This is a genomic window from Klebsiella sp. JN_Kp122 (genome assembly GCF_040062085.1).
GTDB lineage: Bacteria > Pseudomonadota > Gammaproteobacteria > Enterobacterales > Enterobacteriaceae > Klebsiella > Klebsiella aerogenes.
Genome location: NZ_JBEAHW010000019.1, coordinates 79,353 through 95,767, shown reverse-complemented (window position 1 = coordinate 95,767; position 16,415 = coordinate 79,353). Strand labels below are relative to the sequence as shown.

Annotated in this window: 18 protein-coding genes; 2 read left to right on the top strand and 16 right to left on the bottom strand. The window is 58.8% G+C overall.

Translation table 11 applies throughout. From position 1 onward, the window contains the following. From ABLU78_RS07825 to ABLU78_RS07770, 12 genes are read right to left on the bottom strand one after another with little or no spacing between them, the layout of a single operon-like run. Positions 1 to 585 carry a DUF3261 domain-containing protein gene (locus ABLU78_RS07825; RefSeq protein ID WP_015703722.1) on the bottom strand — a complete coding sequence of 195 codons (585 nt, stop codon included), beginning with the start codon at positions 583 to 585 and terminating at the stop codon, positions 1 to 3. After that, positions 582 to 2,900, bottom strand: coding sequence for an MMPL family transporter (locus tag ABLU78_RS07820; RefSeq protein ID WP_048229944.1), 2,319 nt, complete (start codon positions 2,898 to 2,900; stop codon positions 582 to 584). The genes ABLU78_RS07825 and ABLU78_RS07820 overlap by 4 nt, the downstream gene beginning before the upstream one ends. Continuing rightward, a complete protein-coding gene (locus ABLU78_RS07815; RefSeq protein ID WP_020077756.1) occupies positions 2,869 to 3,474 on the bottom strand; it encodes an outer membrane lipoprotein carrier protein LolA in 606 nt (201 codons plus the stop codon). Before ABLU78_RS07815 ends, ABLU78_RS07820 begins: the two co-directional genes overlap by 32 nt. Then, complete coding sequence (locus ABLU78_RS07810) at positions 3,471 to 3,893, bottom strand: thioesterase family protein (protein ID WP_015369298.1); 423 nt, start codon at positions 3,891 to 3,893, stop codon at positions 3,471 to 3,473. Before ABLU78_RS07810 ends, ABLU78_RS07815 begins: the two co-directional genes overlap by 4 nt. A gap of 3 nt (positions 3,894 to 3,896) precedes the next feature. After that, positions 3,897 to 5,588: a glycosyltransferase family 2 protein gene (locus tag ABLU78_RS07805; RefSeq protein WP_048229946.1), complete on the bottom strand. Its 1,692-nt coding sequence runs from the start codon at positions 5,586 to 5,588 to the stop codon at positions 3,897 to 3,899. Then, complete coding sequence (locus ABLU78_RS07800) at positions 5,579 to 5,932, bottom strand: beta-hydroxyacyl-ACP dehydratase (protein WP_048229948.1); 354 nt, start codon at positions 5,930 to 5,932, stop codon at positions 5,579 to 5,581. Before ABLU78_RS07800 ends, ABLU78_RS07805 begins: the two co-directional genes overlap by 10 nt. Beyond that, positions 5,919 to 7,268, bottom strand: coding sequence for an AMP-binding protein (locus ABLU78_RS07795; protein WP_116328461.1), 1,350 nt, complete (start codon positions 7,266 to 7,268; stop codon positions 5,919 to 5,921). Before ABLU78_RS07795 ends, ABLU78_RS07800 begins: the two co-directional genes overlap by 14 nt. Beyond that, positions 7,265 to 7,846 (bottom strand): hypothetical protein, encoded by a 582-nt coding sequence (locus ABLU78_RS07790; RefSeq protein ID WP_048229953.1) that lies wholly within the window; start codon positions 7,844 to 7,846, stop codon positions 7,265 to 7,267. Before ABLU78_RS07790 ends, ABLU78_RS07795 begins: the two co-directional genes overlap by 4 nt. A gap of 6 nt (positions 7,847 to 7,852) precedes the next feature. Beyond that, positions 7,853 to 8,104, bottom strand: coding sequence for an acyl carrier protein (locus ABLU78_RS07785; RefSeq protein WP_015369303.1), 252 nt, complete (start codon positions 8,102 to 8,104; stop codon positions 7,853 to 7,855). 11 nt (positions 8,105 to 8,115) lie between these two features. Beyond that, positions 8,116 to 8,373 carry a phosphopantetheine-binding protein gene (locus ABLU78_RS07780; protein ID WP_015369304.1) on the bottom strand — a complete coding sequence of 86 codons (258 nt, stop codon included), beginning with the start codon at positions 8,371 to 8,373 and terminating at the stop codon, positions 8,116 to 8,118. Beyond that, a complete protein-coding gene (locus ABLU78_RS07775) occupies positions 8,354 to 9,169 on the bottom strand; it encodes a lysophospholipid acyltransferase family protein (protein WP_048229955.1) in 816 nt (271 codons plus the stop codon). The genes ABLU78_RS07780 and ABLU78_RS07775 overlap by 20 nt, the downstream gene beginning before the upstream one ends. Next, positions 9,166 to 9,888, bottom strand: a complete 723-nt coding sequence (locus tag ABLU78_RS07770; RefSeq protein ID WP_048229957.1) for a beta-ketoacyl synthase chain length factor — start codon at positions 9,886 to 9,888, stop codon at positions 9,166 to 9,168. Before ABLU78_RS07770 ends, ABLU78_RS07775 begins: the two co-directional genes overlap by 4 nt. Positions 9,889 to 10,226: 338 nt before the next feature. Here ABLU78_RS07770 and ABLU78_RS07765 point away from each other — a divergent pair, with 338 nt between their 5' ends. Next, positions 10,227 to 11,447, top strand: coding sequence for an MFS transporter (locus ABLU78_RS07765; protein WP_323806277.1), 1,221 nt, complete (start codon positions 10,227 to 10,229; stop codon positions 11,445 to 11,447). Positions 11,448 to 11,449: 2 nt separating this feature from the next. Here ABLU78_RS07765 and ABLU78_RS07760 read toward each other — a convergent pair whose 3' ends face one another. Together ABLU78_RS07760 and ABLU78_RS07755 are read right to left on the bottom strand one after the other, a co-directional pair. Further along, the gene (locus ABLU78_RS07760) at positions 11,450 to 12,007 is read right to left on the bottom strand and encodes a DcrB family lipoprotein (protein WP_015369308.1); all 558 of its coding nucleotides are present in this window, start codon (positions 12,005 to 12,007) and stop codon (positions 11,450 to 11,452) included. Positions 12,008 to 12,080: 73 nt separating this feature from the next. After that, positions 12,081 to 12,746, bottom strand: a complete 666-nt coding sequence (locus tag ABLU78_RS07755) for a 7-cyano-7-deazaguanine/7-aminomethyl-7-deazaguanine transporter (protein ID WP_032709333.1) — start codon at positions 12,744 to 12,746, stop codon at positions 12,081 to 12,083. 207 nt (positions 12,747 to 12,953) lie between these two features. On the opposite strand from ABLU78_RS07755, the gene tusA reads away from it, so the two are divergent. Then, positions 12,954 to 13,199: a sulfurtransferase TusA gene (tusA, locus tag ABLU78_RS07750; RefSeq protein WP_015703711.1), complete on the top strand. Its 246-nt coding sequence runs from the start codon at positions 12,954 to 12,956 to the stop codon at positions 13,197 to 13,199. 243 nt (positions 13,200 to 13,442) lie between these two features. On the opposite strand, the gene zntA is transcribed toward tusA, so the two are convergent. Then, positions 13,443 to 15,650, bottom strand: coding sequence for a Zn(II)/Cd(II)/Pb(II) translocating P-type ATPase ZntA (zntA, locus tag ABLU78_RS07745; protein WP_048229960.1), 2,208 nt, complete (start codon positions 15,648 to 15,650; stop codon positions 13,443 to 13,445). A 78-nt stretch (positions 15,651 to 15,728) separates the two neighbouring features. Next, on the bottom strand, positions 15,729 to 16,355 hold the full coding sequence (locus ABLU78_RS07740) for a lysoplasmalogenase (protein WP_015369312.1): 627 nt from the start codon (positions 16,353 to 16,355) through the stop codon (positions 15,729 to 15,731). Positions 16,356 to 16,415 lie beyond the last annotated feature (60 nt).

Here is a 16,415-nt window from a genome sequence, read left to right as displayed (position 1 = left end):
TCAGTCACCCAGGTATTGAATGGTGATGTGGTATTTAAAGACGTGCTGTTCGATGCTGATCGGCACGCGCTGGCCTTTGCGGTTGATATAGGTGATTTCGGTGACCAGCTTCCCGCGCGCGTTACGTAGTTCGCGTTTGTCGCCGCGCTCGGTCAACGTCCACCCTTTTGGCAACTGCGGCAGCCATGCGCTAACCGGCCAGTGGCTGAGCATCACATCGGCCAGCACCTGGCTGGCTGGCGGCAGTTGCGGAACCACCATCGACTGTTCAGCGCGCAGCCCTCTTTCATCATAGGTCACCAGGAACAGGCGGATACCGACGGACGACAGACCCGCCAGCGTGAGCTTTTTATCATCGGCATTGAGCATGACCAGCAGCGACTGGGTTTGGCCGTTGAAGCTGCCGGTGAGCAACTGCTGCGAGCTGATGTCCGGCGAGATACCAGGCGGCGGCAACGTGACGCGCGTACCCGGTTCCAGCCACGCCTGCGGGCGGCCTTGCGGCTCCGGCTGCGAACGGCTGCAGCCGGCCAGCAATAAGGCGGCGAGTAGCGCGAAGGCGCGCCAGAATGATGGTCTTCTCATCGTCTTTTTTTCTCTTTTTTGGTCGGCATCGCTAACGGCGAAAGCAGGAAGGCGGCGAAAATGCCGCTTACCAAAACAATACCAAAACTGCTAATGGCCTGCGTGGTGCTAAACACCAACATGCCGAGCGTCAATAAGGTGGTCATCATCGCCAGGGTGACCGCCAGCAGCGATGTCAGCGGCGTACCGCGCGGGTTGCTGAAAAACAGCGTGTAGTTAATGCCGATGCCCAGTACCAGCACCAGCGCCAGCAAGGAGAACAGGTTAACCGCGTGGCCGCTAAATGCCAGCACCGCCAGCCCGCATCCCAGCGACAATACCGACGGCACCAGGCTAACCAGCCCTTTGCGCCAGCCAAGGCGGAGCATAGCGCCGCAGGCAATCACCGCCAGCGCAACGCCCAGCAGGCCGGTTAGAATGTGGCGGTAGAGCGCGAACAACTGGTCGAAATCGCTTTTGCGATCGACCCACGCAACGCCAGCCTGTTGTGTACTAAGCGTTTTTAGCGCCGCGCTGTCTTTCACGCCGCTCACCGGGACCAGTACGCCGCTTTCGCCATCCGGCAGCGTCAGCCACAGCAGTCGCCAGCCTTCGCTGGCCGGGCTGGCAAGCCAGACGTCGACGGTCACTGGCATCGGGTTGAGATCGGGATTGATCGTTGCCAGTCCGGCGTGGTTCAGTACGTTACTGACGGTGGGCGCGGCGCGTTGCAGCAGGGCAAGATCCTGCTGTTGGCGAGCGAGTGAATTCAGGGGGATAGCGCGATATCCGCCGAGCAGGCCGTCGCTTTGCGCCTGCGTCAGCGCGGGCATAAATGCCTCCAGGCGCTGCAGCGTCTGCTGGGCCGTTTTGCCGTAAATCACAAACCACTTTTGATCGACGCTTTGCCCGGTGAGCGCGGTGATGGCTTTTTCCTGGGCCAGGATATCCTGCGGCAACGCCTGGAGCTGCGAAATATCATCATCCACCCGCAGCGTCGCGAGACCCGCCAATGAGAACAGGGCCAGCGCGACGGGGAGGCCGATGGACAGCTTTTTATGGCGTCGCCAGGCGGCAAGCCAGCGTAACAACAATGCCATCGCCGGAACCGGGCGCACGGGAAGTCCACGGCACAACCATGGATGCCAGAAAATTACCGTTAGACACGAGGCGCTCAGGCCGACCGCCGCGAAGAGCGCCATCTGGCGAATCGCCGGAAAGGGGGCCAGCATCATAATCAGATAAGCCGCCACGGTAGTAAGTAGCGCCAGCAGCAACGCATGACGCACTTTGGCGAGGCTTTGCCACGGGGTTGATTCCGCGCCATGCACCATCCGTTCGGTCAGATAATAGAGCGTATAGTCGGCGGAGATGCCGATGATGCTCATGCTCATCACCAGGGTCATCAGATGCAGCTCGCCAAATAGCAGCAGCGTGACGACGGTGCCGGCCAGCGCGCCGATGGCGATGGAAATCAGGCACAGCAGCAGCGGGCGCAGCGAACGAAACGTCGCGACGATAAGCAGGATCACGCCGAACAGCGTCGCCGCGCCGAGTGTAGAAATATCGTGCTTCGCCTGCTGACTGGCGTAATCGCTATAGAACACGGTGCCGCGCGACAGCAGCTGCGCCTGCGGATGCTGCGTTTTCCACTGCTTCTCCAGCTCGCCGAGCGTAGTGACCAGCCGGTGCGTCTTCTGCATATCGAATGAGGAACCCGCCAGTTCGCCATGCAACAGATACCAGAGGTTGCCCTGGGCATCTTTGGTCACCAGCCAGCCATCCTGCAGTTGCATCCGCTGGCCGCCTTTCGCCATCGCCAGCTGCGAGCCGCGCATCAACATCAGCGGATCGTTTTGCAGTTCTTTGCCGCTGACGCCGGAAAATGCCGAATAGAGCTGTGAGAGGATCCATTGCGCCTGCGCTTCGCCGCCGTTTTGCAGGCGCGCGCGGGTAGCGGGGTCAATTAAACCGTTACGATGCTGCCAGAAAAAGGTCCCCCAGGCCTGCTGATTATCGGCATTCATTGGGCCTTTGACGTCTGCCAGCGCTTTCGAGGTTTGCAGCAGACGCAGCCAGTCGCCGGCCACCTGCGGATCGGCCTGTTTACCGGGGCTGACCAGCCAGACCAGCTGGCGGTCAAGGCGCTGCATAAAACCGTCGTTCAGGCTGGGCGGGATTGCGCCAAGCGTCTGCTTCGGCAGCATCGCCAGTACGCTGCTGTTGAGCCGGGCCTGCGGCAGCAGTGCCAGCAGCGCGCCCGCCAGGAGCAGGCAGGCGACGGCCCATAACAACGCGGGGCGTTTACTGGGCGGCAAAGCGTTGGCGTTCGTCATCGGTCAGTTGCGCAGGCGTCAATTGGTGTTGGGAAAGGGTGATCTCGGTGCGATCGCCTTGCTTGTCGTTGAGCTGAATATGTTCCAGATAGTCTTTCCCGGCCAAATCGATGCGGGCAAAAATCTTATCCAGCGGCGTAGTTATGGGCGTCAGGCGCAGCGTCCACTGGCCTTCGCCTTTATCGGCAAATTCCACGCGGAAGTTATCTTCCAGGACTTTTCGATCCGCCTGGAACAGCGCGCGCAGCAAATGGTTGAACTGGAACATTTGCGGATTGTTTTCGGCAGTAATGGTTTGCGGCGGCTGGCCGTTGATCGCCTGCACCATCCGTTTGTCATCCAGCAACAGCTGCATCGGGAACGGCGAGGTTTGATCCCACAGCAACCCCTTATCGCGGGCGATCAACATCTGCCCCTGGGATCGCAGCGGCTGCGGCAGATCCTTAATCGTGCGAACTTGATCGAAGTGGGCGCGCACCACCGGCTGTTCGCTAAATTGTTTTTGCAGGTCATCAAGCGTGAGGGCGCTGACCAGCGGGCTGATAAACAGCCCTAACAGCAGCAGTAATCTCATGGCGTAACCCCCATGCGTTCAAACAGGATATCCGGGCTGACGAAACACATCTCGCGGCTGTTTTCATCCACCGCAACCTGGATGGTGTAGCCGGTGGTGGTGCGCTTGCCGCTATCGACATCAAAAATTTCGTAGCCAATGCGTAGGCGGTTCTCAAACTCTTCTATCCGCGCGCGCACGCGAATGCGCTGCTCGAAGGTGATAACGTCGCGGTATTTTACGCGGGTATCGACCACCGGCCACAAATAGCCTGAGGCTTTCATCTGCCGGTAGCCGTAGTTGAACTGGTTAAGCAGCGCCTCACGGGCAATTTCGAAGTAGCGGAAATAGTTGCCATGCCACACGACGCCCATCATATCGATGTCATGAAACGGAATAGTCAGCTCTACTTCAGCAGTAAAACGGGGATCGTTAAGCACCCTTTACTCCTTGTCTTTGGGATCCGGCAAACGCCAGAAATCGAAAAAGTTAAACCAGTCGAGCGGCGACTGCAGCGCGTAGTGTTCCAGCCGTTCGGCGTAGCGGTCGATGATGTGTTGCAATGCCTGTTGGCGATCGGCGCGCGGTAATAGCAGCGGGTCGGCGAACGGCTCGCAGTAAATGCGCAGTTTGCCCTGCTGGCGGAGAGCGAAAAGCAAATTAACCGGGCAGCGCAAAATGGCGGCGAGGATAAATGGCCCCTGCGGGAAGGGGGCGGCTTGCCCCATAAAACGGCTCCAGCAGACACGCCATTCGCCGCCACGCTGCGGGTTAACCGCAATACGGTCGCCGACAATCGCGATCCACTCGCCGCGATCCAGCTTTTCTTGCAACAGGATGGCGGTATCCGGGCCGATATCGTTCACCGGCATCAGGTTGAGCCCGGCCTGAGGGGCCATTTCCGTCATAATCTGTTTAAAACGTTGCGCATTTTCGCTGAATACCAGAGCGTTGATGGTTTTGCCGCCCTGTAGTTGCGCCAGCGCGCGGCAGGCTTCGACATCGCCGAGATGCGAAACCAACAGCAGCTTCCCCCGCGGATCGCTGATATTTAGCGTCTCCTCGGCGCCTGCGGTAAAAACCACGTCGCGGCCGAACTGCAATTCGCCGCGCCAGCTGGCGATTTTATCCAGCATCGCCTCGCCGAAGCGCTGGAAGTGCCGATAGCTGGTTAGCGTTGGCGGTATCGGCATCTGGCGCGCGGCGAGCTGTTCGCGCACGCGGGTTATCCATTGTTGCGAAGCACGGCGGGCCGTCGCGGCCATCAGCCAGTACACGCCGACCACCGGATAAAGCAGCAGCGAGAACGCCTTGCGCCCCAGCAGCCGCCACACCAGTAGCATCAGGCGCATTCCCCATAATCCTTTTACCTCCTGCTGACGCGCCCAGTGCGGCGAGGCGCGGCGAAACAACAGCGAGGGGATCCGCGGCAGCATGCCGAGGAACAGACGCGTGTGCATCAGCGAGATGCGGCAGTTATCTTTGATGGCATCAAAATGCGACAAACCGTCCGGCGGGTAGGTCACGCGGGTTGGCGCAAAATAGCTGGTATTTCCCTGCCAGTAGAGGCGCACCATCACTTCGGTATCAAAATCCATTCGCTGGCCGAGTGACACGCGCTGCGCCAGCTGTAGCGTTGGCGTCACCGGGTAGACGCGAAAACCGCACATGCTGTCTTTCAACTGCAGCGACAGCGTTTCAATCCATACCCAGACGTGGGTTATCCAGCGCCCGTAGAGGCGGGAACGCGGGATGGAGTCGTCGTAAATCGGTTGGCCGGAAATCAGCGCTTCGGGATGGGCCTGCGCCAGCGCCAACAGTTGCGGAATATCTTCGATGGCGTGCTGACCATCGGCATCGACCTGCACCGCGTGGCTGAACCCGGCTTGAGCTGCGGCCTGTAGCCCACGGATCACCGCTGCGCCTTTGCCGGCGTTCTGTGGTAAGCGGATTAAGGTCAGATTAGCGGTTTCCGCCGCCAGCCGCTCCAACTGCTGCCGCGTACTGCTATCGCTGCCGTCGTCCACCACGATGCAAGGCAGGCCAAAGGGCTGCAGGCGCGCCAGCACCCGTGGCATCATGGCGCCGTGGTTATAGCAGGGGATCAGCACGCAGGGAGAGAAAGCTAGCGGCATAAGCGAATTTTCCCGCTGCTGGCGGTGTGCCGGGTTTCACCGTCATGGAGCTGATAGTTAAAGGTCAGGGTCTGGCGCGCCTCTTGCCATGTCAGGGTGAGCGTGACGATCGCGCCCGGCAGCAGCGGCGACTGAAATTTCACGTTCTGAATGTCATGAAAGCGCCAGCCGGGCGCGAGCAGGCGGGTGGCGTAATGCATCGCCCAATCGATCTGTGCGACGCCGGGTAGCAGCGGCTGCACGGCAAAATGGCCGCGAAACCAGAATAGCGCCGGGTCGAGAGAGAGCACGATTTCAACCCGATCGGCTTGCGGCTGACGGCGCTCAATTTCATGGGGCTTCATGAAATAACTCCTGTAATTGCGCGTAGACACGCTTATTCATGCTATTAACGGGGATCTCGTCAACCACCCGCCAGTAGCGAGGGATGGCCACAGGTTCCAGAGAGGCGCGCAGCGCTTTCCGCCATTGTAATTCCTGGCTTTTCCCCCAGCGGCGACGGGCGTCATGATCGAGCACTAACAACGCGCCAACGCTCTGGCGGCTGCCGCGGGTAATCGGCAGGACGGCGGCCTCAAGAATGCCATCCAGTTGCAGTAACCGGTATTCCACTTCGCTTAGCGAAATGCGCTTCTCTTCAATTTTCACTACCCGGTCGCGACGACCTGCCAGCTGGAATTGACCGCTTTCATTGAAATGCAAAATATCATCGATAACCAGGCCGTTATCGTCGGCGATAAGCGGCGAAAATAGACGAATTGTGTTGCCCTGCGGCTGAAAGCGGATGCCGGGGAACGGCTGCCACGGTGCATTATCTTGCAGGCGCTGGCGGCAGGCGATAACCCCGCTTTCCGTGCTGCCGTAGATTTCATCCGGCCAGGTATTGAACCAGTTAGCGGTGTGCACGGCATCCTGCCAGGGCAGCTTGCCGCCGGCGGACAAAATCATCGCGACCGGTGGCGGGGTAAGCCGATAGTCGAGACGTTTGAGAAAAGCCGGGCTACTGATAAACAAATAATGATGATCATGGCTTAATGCCGCCAGCTGCTCGGCGTACTCAATCATCGCCGCGTGCAGCGGCAACCCCAGCGCCATTGGCAGGAACAGACGGAACGTCAGGCCGTACAAGTGCTGTGGCGCCACTGATGCCACTACTCGACTGCCTGCCAGGCGCCCGGCATAGTGCGCGGCTATCAGCGCCGCCTCGCGGTCGAGACTCTTAACGGGCTTACTAATTCGCTTTGGTTCACCGGTAGAACCGGAGGTAAAAAGCTCAATGCAGGCGTTATCGCCGATCGCCGGGAACGCGTATTCGTGGGATGCGGTCGCCATGGCGGACTGGATAACCCGCAGCGGCCCGCGCCATGGCAGCGGCTTATCGCTCAGGATGCCGTCGAAAAGCGCTCGCTGTTCGTGTAATAGCGCCGCTCGGCTATGGCCAGGGAGCACTGGCGTTTTCCCCGCATGCAGCGTGGCCAACAGCGCGACCAAAAACAGATAGCTGTTGTTAAAACAGAGCGCCCAACGCTCGCCTGGCTGTTGTTGCAGGTTGTTAAGCAGGTGAGCGACATCATAGCGCAGATGCGCCAGCGTCCAGCTGTGCGCTTCCTGCCACGCAATCAGCGTTTGCGGCGGACGCGGGGCGCTGAGCCACTGGGCCAGCGTGAGGGGCTGCATCATGGTTTATCTCGTTTACTCACCCGCTGGCGCACCAGCCACTCTCCGGCCATCAACATGCCCATCAGCAGATAGGAAATCATGCCGTTCCACGCCGTCCATAGCGACATATCGCCGTATAACGCGGTAACCAGCGCTATACCGCCGTTGCCGATGAAAAAGGCGCACCAGATTTGGGTGACCCGGCGGGTGTAGCGCACGGCTCGCTCAGGAAGAACCGGGTCCCGCAACCGCGCCAGGCGCTCGACTACAGGCATACTTGACCACAGCGAACCGCCAAACACCGCCAGCATTACGCCGCTTACCACCACCGGGTAAAATAGCAGTAGCTGATGGGTCTTTAGCAGGTAGCTGGCAATGCACAGCGTCATGCCGGCTACCGCAACGATCTGAGTGACCACGCTCAACGGCCCTGACTGCCGCCGGGTCTGGCGAAAGCGTAAAAACAGCAGTAGCGCCATTAGCGGCAACAGCCATGGCAGGCTGTTATGCGCGAGGCCAAACCAGATCAAAAATGGCCAAGTCAGCAGTAATAACCCCGTCATAATTGAAACGACCGGCAGCGAGCGGATGCCCGACACGGTGAATTACGCTTCTTTCAGCAGGCGATCCGCCGCATCGACCACGTCCTGCACGGTGCGTACGGTTTTAAAGTCTTCTGGCTTGATTTTCTTGCCGATTTTCTTTTGTAGATGGACGATCATGTCGATGGCGTCGATGCTGTCCAGTTCGAGGTCTTCGTACAGGCGGGCCTCAGGTTTAATATCCTGCGGATCGATTTCAAACACCTTCACCAGCAGCGCGGAGACTTCTTCGTAAATAGCTTTTTGTTCGGTCATAACGGTTCTCCTCAGGCACGCTGCGCTTGAATAAAGGATGCCAGCGTGGCGACGGAAAAGAAGTGCTGGCGCATCTCTTCGCTTTCTGCCGACAGCACCACGCCGTACTGTTTTTTCACCGCCAGACCCAACTCCAGCGCATCGATGGAGTCCAGACCCAGACCATCGCCAAACAGCGCGGCATCGGTGTCGATATCATCAGCGGACAACTCGTCCAGGTTCAATGTACTGATAATCAGATTTTTAATTTCAAGATAGAGCGCTTCCATCATTAATTCCTGTTTCAGGCGCAACGCCTGATTCTAATTTAAGCAAAATATGCCGGTTTAACTGCCGTGCGGCCAGCGCCGGTTCTTGTGTGTTGGCATCGTAAAATTGGTCTATTCGTAGCCGTTCTCCGACTTCAACGGTAAATAACGGCTTCGTTCGCGGCGGGTCGTACCATTTGCTCTGTTTGCCCAGCATATGCTCGGTACAGCGGATAACGACGACGCGTAAATCGCTGCCGCAGCGCACGGCGATATTGGCCGCGCCGCGCTGCAGCTGCATTTTTTCTCCCGGCACCGTTCGGGTTCCTTCCGGGAAAATCAAAATAGTATCGCCCTGCTGTAAACGCTGCCGACTGGCCGGAAGCAGGGTATCGGCGCGATCGTTAGTCAAATAATCCGCCGCGCGGATCACGCCGCTGACAAATGGGTTTTTCAGCAACGCGCTTTTCACCAGGCAGTCGGTTTCCGGCATCACCGAGGCCAGCATCACGTAGTCGATGAGGCTGGGATGATTAGCGACCACCAGGCAACCGCGCTCCTGACGTAAAATCTCGCGCCCTTTAATCTGGTAGTCCAGTACGCCGACGGCTTTCACGACGTTAAGAAAAACGCGAAAGCTGGCGGAAATGCTGCGCCGTGCGAGACGACGACGGCGGGTGCTATCGCGCACTACGATCAGCAGCAGATTGAACCAGATCAGCGAGAGCAGCAGCCCACCGACGCCAAACAGCGCGAAACAAAAACCGGTCATCGCCGCGCGCCACAGGCGATTTAACCGTTGGAAAAGCGGCGTCATGCTCGGCTCCAGCGCCACTGCACGCGCTCGCCGGGCAGGGTGAACGTATGGGAATTCTGCAGATAGTGCCGTAAAAACAGCAGGCTTTGCGGTAGGGGGCTTTCAGGAACGGCATCATAGCGCTCAGCCTGGCACTGCCATTCGCCGCCGGACTCAATAACCCAGGCCGTCGCATAGGGCCAGGTCGGCATAGCCGTCGGCAGCTGCGAATGGTAAAACTCCGGCAGAAAACCATCAAAATCAACCATCAACACGCGTTGATGACCTGCCTGCAGAAGCCCTATGACTTCATATAATCCCTGCTGGAAAGTGTCGCGCCCGGCAGAAAGCGATGATGATACAATGGGTTTTTTCGCCGCAATCGTCAGATTACCAACGGCGGAATTATGTACCGATAAGGCGAAATCGGTAGGCGAAACTGCTTGCTCCATCGCCAGGGCGTGGAGGATCCGATAGTTGCGCTCTAGTTCGCCGTGACGGCTGGTATAGAGAACGGCGTCGATCTCATGGCGGCGCAGCATCGCCAGCCCGCATTCAACCGCCAGCTTGCTGCCGGAGCTAAGTCGGCGAGCGGTCATCATTGGCAGTTCGTTGAGTTTGGCCGCCGGGGCCGCCGGATCGATGGTGTGCGAATACCGTGACCATTGCTGCCACTGTTCGGCTTCGCAAAGCCCAGGCGCTCTCGCCTGCCAGTCGATTATGTTCAGGGTAAAATTCATCTACGCGCGTCCGCGGTAAGCCTGTAGTTCTATGATCGCGACGTTTATAGAACCCGAAACCCGGCGATAACCATCACGAAGCCGTTAATTGGGGGCTTTGCAACCGAAAATCAGCCTCGCCAGCTAAGGGTGACGCCAAGCATATCCGCAGCGCAAAACTTTGCGATGAGATAATGCTGTATTTTCGGTATTTTCACCGCTTAGTGCAATTTATTGCGTTAATCTCCCCATAAAGGATGATAATTCCGCTGAATAGATGGCGCCAATAGCGGGAACTGCAATTACCGACCGGACATGGTAAATAGTAGATATCTGTTGCCAATATCTGGTGGAACCTGATGCCCGAACCCGTCGCCGAACCGGCACTCAATGGACTGCGCCTTAATCTGCGGATTGTCTCCGTCGTTATTTTCAACTTTGCCAGCTATCTCACTATCGGCCTGCCGTTGGCGGTTCTGCCGGGCTACGTTCACGATGTGATGGGTTTTAGCGCCTTCTGGGCCGGGCTGGCGATTAGTCTGCAGTATTTCGCCACGCTGCTGAGCCGACCGCACGCCGGGCGCTACGCCGATCTGTTCGGGCCGAAAAAGATTGTCGTTTTCGGCCTGTGCGGCTGTTTCCTGAGTGGTTTGAGCTACCTGCTTGCAGCCTGGAGCAGCAGTTGGCCACTGCTGAGTCTGCTGCTGTTATGCCTTGGACGAGCGATCCTCGGCATTGGCCAGAGCTTTGCCGGCACGGGGTCGACGCTATGGGGCGTAGGCGTTGTCGGCTCGCTGCATATCGGGCGGGTGATTTCGTGGAACGGCATTGTGACCTACGGCGCGATGGCGATGGGCGCGCCGCTGGGCGTGCTGTGCTATTCATACATTGGCCTCAGCGGCCTGGCGATGGTCATTATGGCGGTTGCTCTGGTGGCTATCATTTGCGCGCTACCGCGAACGGCGGTGAAGGCAACGAAAGGGAAAGCGATGTCATTTCGCGCGGTGCTGGGCCGGGTTTGGCCTTACGGCATGGCGCTGGCGTTGGCTTCTGCCGGCTTTGGGGTTATCGCGACCTTTATTACCCTGTTTTATGACGCGAAAGGCTGGGACGGCGCGGCCTTTGCGTTAACGCTGTTCAGCTGCGCGTTTGTCGGCACGCGGCTGCTTTTTCCCAACGGTATTAACCGCCTCGGCGGCCTGAACGTGGCGATGCTCTGTTTTAGCGTGGAGGTTATTGGCCTGCTGCTGGTGGGCTTTGCACAGACGCCGCTGATGGCGAAAGTCGGGACTTTCCTCACCGGCGCGGGTTTCTCGCTGGTCTTCCCGGCGCTGGGCGTGGTGGCGGTAAAAGCCGTGCCGCAGCACAATCAGGGCTCGGCGCTGGCGACCTATACCGTATTTATGGATTTGTCGTTGGGGATAACCGGGCCGCTGGCCGGGCTTTTGATGGCGTGGACCGGGATACCGACGATTTATCTGGCGGCTGCAGGGTTGGTGATGGCCGCGCTACTGCTGGGCTGGCGGTTAAAAAAACGGCCCCCGGTGGTTGAACCGGAGGCCGCTGCATCAGGGCAATAAAATTAGTTAATGACCAGCGTGTTGACGATGCTTTCCGCTTCGGTCTGCGCCTGCTGCTGGTTGTCCGCTGGCAGAGTGACCTGCAGGGTCAGCAATTTGTCATCGATCTTACCGAGCAGCACGGAAGACCATGCGGTCTGACCTTTGGCGGAGATGATGCTGTCCAGTTGCTGTAAGGTGTGGCCTTTAATCTCAATCGATTTGTTAGACACAACCTGCAGCTGCGGGTCGCGGCTGCGCTGCTGATCTTCCAGACGTTTGGACAGCACCGCCAGATCTTCATTAGTGTTGTCGCCGACAATCACAATCACCGCTTTCTGGCCGGTGGCGTCAGAATAGACATGCATATTGTTGGCCTGGGTACCGAGCTTACCGCTCTGGTCGGCCATGCCCGCGGGCAGAGTGAAGCTCAGTTTACCATCCAGCAGGCTAATCGCCTGGCCGCTGGTATTGCTCTCTGCTGCCGCCCCGACGGTCGGCGCTTTTGAATCGCTGTTATCACAGGCCGCAAGCCCCATAACCAGCAGGCCAATACCGACATATTTAACCAAATTGCGCATTGACATCTTCCTTTCGATAAACGGCCATTAACGGCTCATCCGGTTATCTTATCACAACCGTTAGCGAGTACCTTTAACCTGGCTGCAATGCCGACAAATCAGATTTATCCGCCAGTTTTTTCAACAGCATATTTAACAGCACGCCGTACATCGGCAAGAAGAAGACAATGCTGATAAGCACTTTGAAGCAGTAGTCGACCATGGCGATTTCTCCCCAGTGGGCGGCCATAAACGGATCCGGGCTGCGCCAGAAGGCGATGAAGAAGAAGGCCAGGGTATCGCTGACGTTACCGAACAGGGTCGACGCCGTCGGCGCCAGCCACCAGCGACGATTCTGACGCAGGCGGTTGAAAACGTGGACGTCGAGAATTTGCCCCAGCGCATAAGCCATAAAGCTGGCGGCGGCGATACGGGCGACGAACAGATTAAAGGTGCCCAGCGCGGCAAAGCCCTGCCATTCGCCCATATAAAACAGCGCCGAAATGCCATAGGAAATAATCAGCGCCGGGATCATCACCGCGAAGATGATGCGTCGCGCCAGCGGGGCGCCGAAAATGCGTACCGTCAGATCGGTGGCGAGGAAAATAAAGGGAAAACTGAACGCCCCCCAGGTGGTATGGAAACCAAAAATGGAGATCGGCAGCTGGACCAGATAGTTGCTGGAGGTGATCACCAGCAGATGAAATAGCGAAAGCCAGACGAGCGCTTTCTTACGCTGTACGGTAGTAAAGGGATTCATATTGTGACCTTTTTATGTCCGTCATGCTTCATACCAATGAAGGAATCGGGAGCGGAACGTTGGGGTGAGGGAACCCAATTAAAAACGGCTGCATGATACTGCGTTGCGAGCGTAATGCAATGGTTGTTTTTCGCGCAAACGTTAACCTGGCTTGCGTACTGGCGAAGTGGGGGTAAACTAGGGCCGTTTTGTTGAAGTGAGATAAAAATGAGCGAACTTTTTTCCAGTCCTGACCATACGCTGGACGCCCTTGGGCTCCGCTGCCCGGAGCCGGTGATGATGGTGCGTAAAACCGTGCGTACCATGCCGGTGGGCGAGACCCTGCTGATTATTGCCGACGATCCGGCCACCACCCGCGATATTCCCGGTTTTTGCCTCTTTATGGAGCATGAACTGGTGGCGCAGGAAACCGAAGCCCTGCCGTACCGCTACCTGATCCGCAAAAGCCACTGAATCCGCGTTATCCGGGCTATCTAACGGCCCGGAACCGCAGCCCTGCTAAGCGCAGCGCGAGCAGGGAATACCCCCGGATGGCGGCGCGTTGCGCCTTATCCGGGCTACCTAACGCTCAGAACCGTAGCCCTGCTAAGCGCAGCGCGGGCAGGGAATACCCCCGGATGGCGGCGCGTTGCGCCTTATCCGGGCTACCTAACGATCTGGAACCGTGCTGCGCGAGCAGGGAATATCTGTTCAACCTTACTTTTTACGCAATAACCGCAGGGCGTTAGCCGTTACCAGTACCGTCGCGCCGGTATCCGCCAGCACCGCCAGCCACAACCCGGTCAGGCCGAGAAGGGTCGTGACGAGGAAAATCCCCTTCAACCCTAAAGCGATGGCGATATTCTGGCGAATATTGGCATGGGTGGCGCGCGCCAGCGAAATCATCTGCGCCAGGCCGGTGAGGCGGTTATGGGTCAGCGCCGCGTCGGCGGTCTCCAGCGCTACATCGGTGCCGCTGCCCATCGCAATACCGATGGTCGCCGCTTTCATCGCCGGGGCATCGTTGATACCGTCGCCGACCATTGCCAGCGGCGCGTTGGCGTTAAGCGCCATCACCGCGTTCACTTTGTCCGCCGGCAGCAATCCGGCGCGGAACTGCAGACCCAGTTCATTGGCGATAGCCGCCGCAGCGCGCGGGTTATCCCCGGTGAGGATCACCCCTTGTACGCCCAATTGATGCAGCTCTTCCACCGCCTGACGCGCATCGTCGCGCAGGGTATCGCGCAGCGCCAGAATGCCGAGCAAGGTATCATCGCGCATCACCAGCACCACCGTCTGTCCGGCGCTCTCCAGTTGCTGGATCTGCGCCTCATGTTCAGCGGGGGCGGCCTTACTGGCCGCGCAGATTAAGATGCGGCTGCCGTTGACCTCGGCTTCTATCCCGGAACCGGCCAGCGCCCGCTGGTTGCGCGCAACGGGAAGAGTCAGCTTACGCTGCTGCGCTTCGCGGATGATAGCCTGCGCCAGCGGGTGGCTGGAGCCTTGTTCAACCGCTGCCGCCAGCGCCAGCAGGCCGTTTTCATCAACGTCGGCGGTGGTGATAACGTGGGTGACCTGCGGTTGGCCGATGGTCAGAGTACCGGTTTTATCGAACGCCACCTGGCGCACCTGGCCCAATTGTTCCAGCGCCGCGCCGCCTTTAATCAGCGCTCCGCGCCGTGCGGCGACAGCCAGACCGGAGGTAATCGCCGCCGGGGTAGAGATGACCAGCGCGCACGGGCAGCCGATCAGCAGCAGCGTTAAGCCTTTATAGATCCACGGCAGCCAGGCGCTGGCGAAGAATAGCGGCGGTACGATGGCAACCAGCAGGGCAACTACCATAATGGCCGGAGTGTAGATTCGGCTGAAGCGATCGATGAAGCGCTCAATCGGCGCCCGGCGCTCCTCGGCTTCTTCAATTAGTTTGAGGATCCGGTCAATGGCGCTGTCTCCCGGTTCGGAGATAACGCTCAATTGCACCAGCCGATCGACGCTGGTGGCGCCGGCGGCTACGCGCTCGCCGGCTTTACGCTCCACCGGTACCGATTCGCCGGTCAGCGCGCTTTCGTCAAAGCTGGCAAACGGCGATAGCAGCTCGCCATCGGCCGGCAGGCGCCCGCCGGCGGCGACTTCAATCACGTCGCCAGGACGCAGGTCGCGCTGGGAGACGGTCTCACGCTCGCCGTTGCGCAGGCGAACAGCGGTATCAGGTTTGAGCGCCATCAGGGCGCTCACGCCCTGACGCGCGCGGCTGGCGGCCCAGCCTTCAAGTCGTTCGCCGATCAGGAACAGCAGCAGCACCATCGCCGCTTCGGCGGTGGCGCCGATAAACAGCGCGCCAATGGCGGCGACGCTCATCAGCGTTTCGATGGCAAACCAGCTGCCGCTTTTAATTAACCGCAGCGCCTGACGGGCAACCGGCCACAGGCCGACGAGGGTAGTGGCGACAAACGCCAGTTTGCCGAATGGGTGGTTAAACTGCTCCAGCCCCCAGCTGAGCGCCATCATCACTACCAGACTCAATAACGCCAGGTTTTCCTGCAGCCATGAACCTTGCGGTTTCTCTTCCTGCGGCGCGTCAGCATCGCGCAGGGTATAACCCGCGGCGCGTACCGCGTTTTCAACCTGCGAACGGATATCGCTGTCGGCATTGACCAGCAGTTTCTCGGTGGCGAATAGCACCTGTACCTGGCTGACCCCGTCGATTTGGCGCACGGCGGTCTCCACCTTACGGGCGCAGGCCGCGCAGTCCATCCCTTCCACCTGCCAGCTATAGCGGGCGCCATTGAGCGGCTGCTCAGCGGAGGCGGTTTCTCCGGCGCAGTTATGATCGGTACAGCAGCTTTCCGCGGGCGCTGTCGCCGGGGTAAATTTGAATGACGAGAACTGGGGGACTTTTTTGTCCTGAGATTCTGGTGTCGACATGGCACCCTCCGGGTAATGATAATTTTCTCATTACCCGCAGGATACACTCTGGAGTCGACTCCAGAGTCAAGCAGTAAATTACAGATACAGTGCGCGAACGATCAGGAAGTGCCCGGCAAAGTAGAAGGCCGCGGAAATGGCGTTATCGGCGCGGAAGCGACGGCGATAGTGGCTAATCAGCCAGACGGCGTTACCCAACAGCAGCGAAGCGGCGCCAAGGAAGCCGGAGAGCGCGGTATCGGTCGGCCGCACGAACCACAGTTCGCCCGCCAGCCACACCATCACCAGAGTCATACCGATAAAGGTCAGCACCGGCATGCGCATCTCTTCCAGCCGGGTCCAGATAATCGCCAGCAGCAGCGCGCCGAGCACCAGCAGTACCAGCGGCAGCGGCCAGAAGAACGAAAGCGTCATCTGGCTGGCGAACCAGATCGTATACAGCAGATGAGAGAGGAAGAATGCGCCAACCGCGTACATCACCCGCTGGCGCGGCAGCAGGGTTAACGCATCGCCGAGCAGCGAAGCGCACAGGCCCGCCAGCACCAGGTAGCTAATGGCGTTGAACATCGGCGCCTGCCAGGCTAACAGCAGCAACAGAAGCAGGGTGACCGGTTTAAAGACCCAGCGCTGCCAGGCCGGCCCACGATAGGACGCATCGACGTAAAGCCATGCGGAGAAACAGACAGCAATAAACGACCAAAGCATAGTAAGTCCCTGTATCTGTTATCATTAAATAAGCGATTACGCTTACGGTACCGGATCTCA